Origin of the sequence: Aeromicrobium sp. REDSEA-S32_B7 (genome assembly GCF_001626145.1) — a bacterium.
GTDB lineage: Bacteria > Actinomycetota > Actinomycetes > Propionibacteriales > Nocardioidaceae > Aeromicrobium > Aeromicrobium erythreum.
Genome location: NZ_LUNF01000318.1, coordinates 1 through 7,664, shown reverse-complemented (window position 1 = coordinate 7,664; position 7,664 = coordinate 1). Strand labels below are relative to the sequence as shown.

The window sequence follows — 7,664 nt, the reverse complement described above, 5'->3', positions numbered from 1 at the left end:
TGGGTGGGGCCCCACCCAGAGGATGGCCGCCCGTTGTCCGCCGGGGGCTGACCGACGTCACCACCGACCGTCGCCCCCACCCGAAGGATTCACCCCACCTCAGCGCTGGGTGGGTGAGTCACCCTTTGGGTGGGGCCCAACCCCAAGGGCGGCGAGGGGGGAGGGGCGGGTCAGTCGCGGAGGACGGGGCAGGACATGCAGCGGGGGCCGCCGCGGCCGGAGCCGAGCTCGGAGCCGCTGATGGCCACGACCTCGATGCCGTGCTCCTCCAGGCGGGCGTTGGTCTGCTCGTTGCGCTCGTAGGCGACGGCGAGGCGGGCGTCGATGGCGAGGGTGTTGTTGCCGTCGTCCCACTGCTCGCGCTCGGCGGTCACCGGGTCGAGACCGGTGTCAATGCGGTGCAGGCGCTCGATGCCCATCGCGTCGGCCGCGGCGTCGAAGAACGACCGCTCCGGCGCCACCGACAGCGAGCCGTCCGCGTCGAGCGTGACCGCCAGCGCCCGCAGCTCGTCGGCCATGTTCGGGTAGATGACGACGGTGTCGACGTCGACCATCGTGACGATCGTGTCGAGGTGCATCGTGGCGCGTTCCTGGGCGATGGGCACCGCCAGCACCGACTCGGCCAGACCGGCACGCAGTGCGGTGGCCGCGAACCGCTCGAAGCCGGCGGGAGTCGTCCGCTCCCCGACGCCGACCGCGACGACACCGGGCGCGAGCAGCAGCACGTCGCCGCCCTCGAGGTGCTCCAGGTGCGGACCGTGGACCCGTTCGACGCCCGCGAAGCGCGGGTGGTGGGCGTACACGAGACCGGTCAGCTGCGTCTCGCGGACGCGCGCCGGCATCGCCAGGCTCGTGACGGCGACCCGGTCGAGCAGCCACACGGAGGAGTCGCGCGTGAAGAGCAGGTTGGGCAGCGGGTCGACGAGGAAGTCGTCGGGGCGCAGCAGGCTCGTGACGATGCTGCGGTGCGCGACCTCGTCGTTGCGCAGGCCGGCCGTCACGACGGCGGCGAGGTCGGCGGGGGCGAGGTCCGACAGCGCGGCCACCAGGTAGCGACGCAGGCTGTCGCCGAGGTGCAGCGTCGACGTCGTGCTCTCGACGATCTCGGCCCGGGCGTCGGCCTGCTCGAGCGTCTCGGTGAGCAGCTCGACGAGGTACAGCACCTCGACGTCGTGGTCGCGCAGCGCCTGCGCGAACGCGTCGTGCTCGTCCTGCGCGCGCCCCAGCCAGGGGATGCCGTCGAACAGCAGCGAGTCGTTGTTGCGCGGCGTCAGCCGCGCGAGCTCCTGGCCCGGCCGGTGCAGCAGCACCGTCCGCAGGCGGCCGACCTCGCTCGAGGCACCCCACGTCGTCATGGGGCCCACCCTAGGTGGCGTCGGGCTCCAGCCAGAGGACCCCGGCCGGGGGCAGCTGGACGAGGGCTGACGCCGCGAACCCGTGGTGCGGGATCCCCTCGGCCTCGACCGACCCCAGGTTGCCGACACCCGAGCCGCCGTACGCCTGCGCGTCGGTGTTCAGCACCTCGCGCCACCGGCCCAGGAGCGGCAACCCGACGCGGTAGTCGTGGTGCGGCGCTCCGGAGAAGTTCGCCAGGCAGGCCAGCTGCGACCCGTCGCTGCCGATCCGCAGGAAGCACACGACGTTGCCCGCGACGTCGGAGGCGTCGATCCAGCGGAACCCGTCGGGGGTGGTGTCGGCCGTGTGGAGCGCGGGGGTCGCGCGGTACGTCTGGTTCAGGTCGGCGACCAGCTCGAGGACGCCCGCGTGCAGCGGGTCGCGCAGCTCGTCCCAGTCGAGCCCGCGGGCCTCCGCCCACTCGCCCTCCTGCCCGAACTCACCGCCCATGAACAGCATCTGCTTGCCGGGATGGGCCCACATGAACGCCAGCAGGGCGCGCACGCCGGCCGCCTTGTTCCACGCGTCGCCCGGCATCCGGCCCCACAGCGAGCCCTTGCCGTGCACGACCTCGTCGTGCGACAGCGGCAGCACGAAGTTCTCGGTCCAGGCGTAGTCGATGGCGAACGTCATCTCCCCGTGGTGGTACGAGCGGTGCACGCATCATCACGCCGGGGTGGTGCTTGTAGACCGTCGCGTTGAGCTCCTGGAGCAGCTGCACGGCCTCGAGGTTCTCGCGGCCACCGTGCTTGTTGGGCACCCACTCGCCGTCGTTGCGCGAGTAGTCGAGGTAGAGCATCGACGCGACGGCGTCGACGCGCAGGCCGTCGAGGTGGAACTCCTCGAGCCAGAACAGCGCGTTGGCGACGAGGAAGTTGCGCACCTCCGGACGTCCGAAGTCGAACACGTAGGTGCCCCAGTCGGGCTGCTCGCCGCGGCGCGGGTCGGGGTGCTCGTAGAGGGCGGTGCCGTCGAAGCGGGCCAGGGCCCACTCGTCCTTCGGGAAGTGCGCAGGCACCCAGTCGACGATGACGCCGAGGCCGCGCTGGTGCAGCTCGTCGACGAACCAGCGGAAGTCGTCGGGGGAGCCGAACCGCGACGTCGGCGCGTAGTACGACGTGACCTGGTAGCCCCAGGAGCCGCCGAAGGGGTGCTCGGCGACGGGCAGCAGCTCGACGTGGGTGAAGCCCATCTCGAGGAGGTAGTCGCCCAGCTCCTCGGCGAGCTCGCGGTACGTCAGCCCGGGACGCCACGACCCGAGGTGCACCTCGTAGATGCTCACGGGGGCCTCGGCCCAGCGGGTCGCGTCGCGCTGCTCCACCCAGGCGTCGTCGCGCCAGCGGTGCGTCGGCTCGACGACGACCGACGCCGTCGCGGGCGGCACCTCGGTGCCGAACGCGAGCGGGTCGATCTTCTCGTGCCAGACGCCGTCGGCGCCCTCGACCCGGAACTTGTACCGCGCGCCGGCGCCGACGCCCGGGACGAAGAGGTCCCAGACACCCGGGCCGCCGAGCGGTCGCATGGCGTGCGCACCGCCGTCCCAGCCGTTGAAGTCGCCGACGACCTGCACGCTGCGGGCGTTCGGCGCCCAGAGCGCGAACGAGGTGCCCGCGACGGGCCCGTCGGTGCCGTCGTGGGTGCGGACGTGGGCGCCCAGCACGTCCCAGAGCCGCTCGTGGCGGCCCTCGCCGATGAGGGGGAGGTCGAGCTCGCCGACCGCGACGGGCCAGCCGTCCGCCGGCTCGGCGCCCGTGGCCGCGCTGGGGGTGGGGGTGTCGTCGGACGTCATGTCAGGCCTCCTCGGTGAGGATGCGGGCGATGGAGCCGAGCGGCACGTCGGTCCAGTCGGGCCGGTTGGCGTGCTCGTAGCCCACCTCGTAGACCGCCTTGTCGAGCTCGAGCCCGCGCAGCAGCACGGACTCGTCGCGCGCCGTCGGGGTCGTCCTCGGCCCAGGTGCGCTCGACGACCCGCGGGGCGTAGTCGAAGGAGCGCAGCATGCCGGCGACGTCGCGCAGCGGCGACCGCAGCGCCGAGCGCTCCGCGAGGCTGGCCGCGGGCTCCCCCTCGAAGTCGAGGACGAGCCACCCGGAGACGGTGCGCAGCACCTGGCCCAGGTGCAGGTCGCCGTGGACGGGCTGCAGCGGCAGCCTGAGCTCGACGTCGACCACGGCGCGGAACGCGTCGCGGATCCCGTCGGTGTGCTCGCGCAGGGCGGGCACGGCCGCGGCCACGCGGTCGAGCCGGCGCTCCATGGCCTCGACCGTGCGGGCGAGGTCGTCGCCGGCAGCCGTCTCGGTGCCCAGGGCGCGGGCGAGGTCGGCGTGGACGTCGGCCACGGCGCGACCCAGCCGGTAGGCCTCGCCCGCGAAGTCGCCGCCGAGGTCGCCGGGCGGCAGCCCCGCGTCGTCGGCCATGTAGTCGCGGACGCTCGTGGTGGCCATGACCCAGCCGTCGGCCGCATCGGGCAGGAAGCGCTGCAGCATCGCGAAGGTGACCTCGTCGTCACCGAGCGTGCCGCTGATCGCGCCGAGCGGCTCGGCGACGTGCGACGACCCGACCTCGCGCAGCGCCCGGTGCAGCACGAGGTCCTTGTTGGTGCCGGGCGTGAGCCGACGGAAGAGCTTGAGGATGTACTGGCCGCCGTAGACGAGGGAGGTGTTGCTCTGCTCCGACGTGATCGGGTGAGCGCGGAGGCCCGTCACGAGCTCGGCGCCCGGCTCCGGCTCGAACCGCAGGTCGCCGACCACGTCGCCGGCGGCCACGTGGTCGAGCAGCACGCCGGTGAGGTCGGCGTCGCCGCTGGCCTCGTACCAGACGGGGCCGTCCTCGACCCCGATCGCGGCGGTCGCCGGGACGTCCGGCAGTCCGTCGCTGCGCCGACCCAGCAGGAGCTGGTACGGCTCGGTGCGGTCGTCCTGCCCGACCTCGACGACGAGGTGGACGAGGGCGGGGTCACCGTCCTCGACGACCGTCCAGTCGAGGGCGCGGACGGAGGTGACCGCGCGGTCCTTGCCGCCGAACCACCGCTGGGAGGGCAGCCACCCGGGCAGGGCGGCCGCGACCTGGTCGACGTCGTGCTGGGTCACGGGCTGGCTCACAGCATGCTCCTTCGTTCGCCCTCGTCGCCGAGCTCGACCAGCTGGAACCAGTAGAAGCCGTGACCCGGGAGGGTCAGCAGGTAGGGCAGCTCCCCGACGCGCGGGAAGCGCACGCTGCCGGTCAGCTCGACGGGGGTGCACCCCTCGTGCTCGCCGAGCTCGAGCTCGACGGGCTGGGGGAAGCGGGACAGGTTGTTGACGCACAGCACGACGTCGCGCTCGCCGTCGGGACGGGTCCAGACGCGCTGGTAGGCCAGGACGCTCGGGTTCGAGCCGCCCAGGTCGACGAAGTCGCCCTCGGCGAAGGCCAGGTGCTGCTTGCGGACCTCGATCATGCGCCGCGTCCACGACAGCAGCGACGCGGAGTTGCCCATCTGCGCCTCGACGTTGACCGCCTCGTAGCCGTACGTCGGGTCCATGATCGGCGGCAGGTAGACGCGACCGGGGTCGGAGCGCGAGAAGCCGGCGTTGCGGTCCGGCGACCACTGCATCGGCGTGCGGACCGCGTCGCGGTCGCCGAGCCAGATGTTGTCGCCCATGCCGATCTCGTCGCCGTAGTAGAGCACCGGGGAGCCCGGCAGGCTCAGCAGAAGCGCGGTGAACAGCTCGAGCTGGTTGCGGTCGTTCTCCAGCAACGGCGCGAGCCGCCGCCGGATGCCGATGTTGGCCTTCATCCGCGGGTCGCGCGCGTACTCGCGGTACATGTAGTCGCGCTCGTCGTCGGTGACCATCTCGAGGGTCAGCTCGTCGTGGTTGCGCAGGAAGATGCCCCACTGGGTCCCGGCCGGGATGGGCGGCGTCTGCGCCAGGATCTCCGAGATCGGGAACCGCGACTCGCGGCGCACCGCCATGAAGATGCGCGGCATCAGGGGGAAGTGGAAGGCCATGTGGCACTCGTCGCCGCCGACCTCGGGGTCGCCGAAGTACTCCACGACGTCCGACGGCCACTGGTTCGCCTCGGCGAGCAGCACCCGGCCGGGGTACTCGCGGTCGATCGTCGCGCGCACCTCCTTGAGGTACTCGTGGGTCCGCGGCAGGTTCTCGCTGCTTGTGCCCTCCTCCTCGAACAGGTAGGGCACGGCGTCGAGCCGGAACCCGTCGATGCCGAGGTCGAGCCAGAAGCGCAGCACGTCGAGCATCGCCTCGCGCACGGCCGGGTTCTCGAAGTTCAGGTCGGGCTGGTGGCTGAAGAAGCGGTGCCAGAAGAACTGGCCGCGCACCGGGTCGTACGTCCAGTTCGACGTCTCGGTGTCGACGAAGATGATGCGCGCGTCGCTGTACTCGGTGCCGGTCTCGCTCCACACGTAGAAGTCGCCGTAGGGACCGTCGGGGTCCTGGCGCGACGCCTGGAACCACGGGTGGGCGTCGGACGTGTGGTTGAGCACGAGGTCGGTGATCACGCGGATGCCGCGTCGGTGCGCCTCCTCCAGCAGGTGGACGAAGTCCTCGACCGTGCCGAACTCCGGCAGGACGGCGCGGAAGTCGCTGATGTCGTAGCCGCCGTCGCGCAGTGGCGAGGCGTAGAACGGGGGCAGCCAGAGGCAGTCGACGCCGAGCCACTGGATGTAGTCGAGCTTGTCGGCGAGGCCGCGCAGGTCGCCCGTGCCGTCGCCGTTGGAGTCGTTGAACGCCCGGACCAGCACCTCGTAGAACACGGCGCGCTTGAACCACTCCGGGTCCGAGGGCGCCTGCTCGGCGTGATCGAAGTCGTCGGCGCTCGGCTCGGAGAGCGTCCCGTCGGCGGCGACGTCGTCGCCGGTGTGGGGGGTGTGCTCGAGCCCGTCGAGCGCAGCGTCGGGTGCTGTCGCCTCGGGTGGTGCGTCGGCCATCTGGTCTCCTCCCGGGAGGGGGCGCGGGGTCATCGGGGGGTCACGTGCAGGATGTGCGCGGGTGCGCGGGCGGGGTCGAGGCGCACGTACGTGGCCGCACCCCACGGGAAGGTCTCGCCGGTCACCTCGTCGTGCGCGACGAGCTCGGTGTCGGGCGACAGGCCGATCGCGTCGAGGTCGAGGAAGACCGTGCCCTCGCGGGCCTCGTGCGGATCGAGCGAGAGGACCACGACGACGAGGTCGCCGGTCTCGGGGTCCTGCTTCGACCAGACGAGCAGCGCGTCGTGGTCGACGTGGTGGAAGTGCAGGGTGCGCATCTGCTGCAGGGCCGGGTGGGCCCGACGGATCTCGTTCAGACGGGTGATCCACGGCTCCAGCGAGCGGCCCTCGGCCAGCGCCGCGGCGTAGTCGCGCGGACGCAGCTCGAACTTCTCCGAGTGCAGGTACTCCTCGGCGCCGGGGCGGAGCGCCTCGGCCTCGAACAGCTCGTAGCCGGAGTAGACGCCCCAGGTGGGGGCGAGCGTGGCCGCGAGCGCCGCGCGCAGCGCGAACATGCCCGGACCACCGACCTGCAGGTGCTCGGGGAGGATGTCGGGCGTGTTGACGAAGAGGTTGCCGCGACCCTCGTCCCAGTGGTCGCGCAGGTCCTCGCCGAACTCGACGATCTCCTCCTTCGTCGTGCGCCACGTGAAGTAGGTGTAGCTCTGCGTGAAGCCCAGCCGCGCGAGCCCCCAGAGCCGCGCGGGACGCGTGAACGCCTCGGACAGGAACAGCACGTCGGGGTGGCGCTCCTTGACCTCGGCGATGAGCCACGCCCAGAAGCTCGGCGGCTTCGTGTGCGGGTTGTCGACGCGGAAGATGCGCACGCCGCGCTCGACCCAGTGCAGCGTCACGCGCAGCACCTCGGCGTAGATGCCGTCGGGGTCGAGGTCGAAGTTCAGGGGGTAGATGTCCTGGTACTTCTTCGGCGGGTTCTCGGCGTAGGCGATGGTGCCGTCGGGCAGCGTCGTGATAATCCGTTGCTCAGTGTCCGTGACCGGATTCAGTATGGGTTGCGCCTCGGTGCGCAATACGCCGGGTACGTCGATACGTGCGCGCCGAGCCTTAATGTCCCAGTCCCATCCAATTTCGGTGAATATCGGCTCGTGGTGATGCTCGATGATCACGCTGAAGATCTGGAACATAGTTCCAACTGGCTGATCTTCACCGGTCAGGATATAGAACAACGCATCGCGCTGCTCGTCGGTGGCACGACTCTCCAGGATAGGCTGCATGTGCCCGTCACCATGATGTATGGCGCGAGGAAAATAGAAGGTGGCGACGACGACCAAACCATCCAGG

At 71.3% G+C, this 7,664-nt stretch carries 6 protein-coding genes; all 6 read right to left on the bottom strand.

Annotated elements, in window-relative coordinates; genetic code table 11:
• Positions 1-170 precede the first annotated feature (170 nt).
• The 6 genes from A6Q79_RS18035 to A6Q79_RS18010 are packed head-to-tail and all read right to left on the bottom strand — an operon-like array spanning position 171 to position 7,654.
• The gene (locus A6Q79_RS18035) at positions 171-1,355 is read right to left on the bottom strand and encodes an arginine deiminase (RefSeq protein WP_286689223.1); all 1,185 of its coding nucleotides are present in this window, start codon (positions 1,353-1,355) and stop codon (positions 171-173) included.
• Positions 1,356-1,365: 10 nt separating this feature from the next.
• Positions 1,366-1,899 (bottom strand): alpha amylase C-terminal domain-containing protein, encoded by a 534-nt coding sequence (locus tag A6Q79_RS18030; protein ID WP_317698911.1) that lies wholly within the window; start codon positions 1,897-1,899, stop codon positions 1,366-1,368.
• Positions 1,835-3,184: a 1,4-alpha-glucan branching enzyme gene (glgB, locus tag A6Q79_RS18025; protein ID WP_317698910.1), complete on the bottom strand. Its 1,350-nt coding sequence runs from the start codon at positions 3,182-3,184 to the stop codon at positions 1,835-1,837. Before glgB ends, A6Q79_RS18030 begins: the two co-directional genes overlap by 65 nt.
• A complete protein-coding gene (locus A6Q79_RS18020) occupies positions 3,181-4,494 on the bottom strand; it encodes an aminoglycoside phosphotransferase (RefSeq protein ID WP_317698909.1) in 1,314 nt (437 codons plus the stop codon). The genes glgB and A6Q79_RS18020 overlap by 4 nt, the downstream gene beginning before the upstream one ends.
• The gene (gene treS, locus A6Q79_RS18015) at positions 4,491-6,323 is read right to left on the bottom strand and encodes a maltose alpha-D-glucosyltransferase (protein ID WP_286689226.1); all 1,833 of its coding nucleotides are present in this window, start codon (positions 6,321-6,323) and stop codon (positions 4,491-4,493) included. The genes A6Q79_RS18020 and treS overlap by 4 nt, the downstream gene beginning before the upstream one ends.
• 29 nt (positions 6,324-6,352) lie before the next feature.
• Positions 6,353-7,654 carry a DUF1326 domain-containing protein gene (locus tag A6Q79_RS18010; RefSeq protein ID WP_317698912.1) on the bottom strand — a complete coding sequence of 434 codons (1,302 nt, stop codon included), beginning with the start codon at positions 7,652-7,654 and terminating at the stop codon, positions 6,353-6,355.
• Positions 7,655-7,664: the final 10 nt, after the last annotated feature.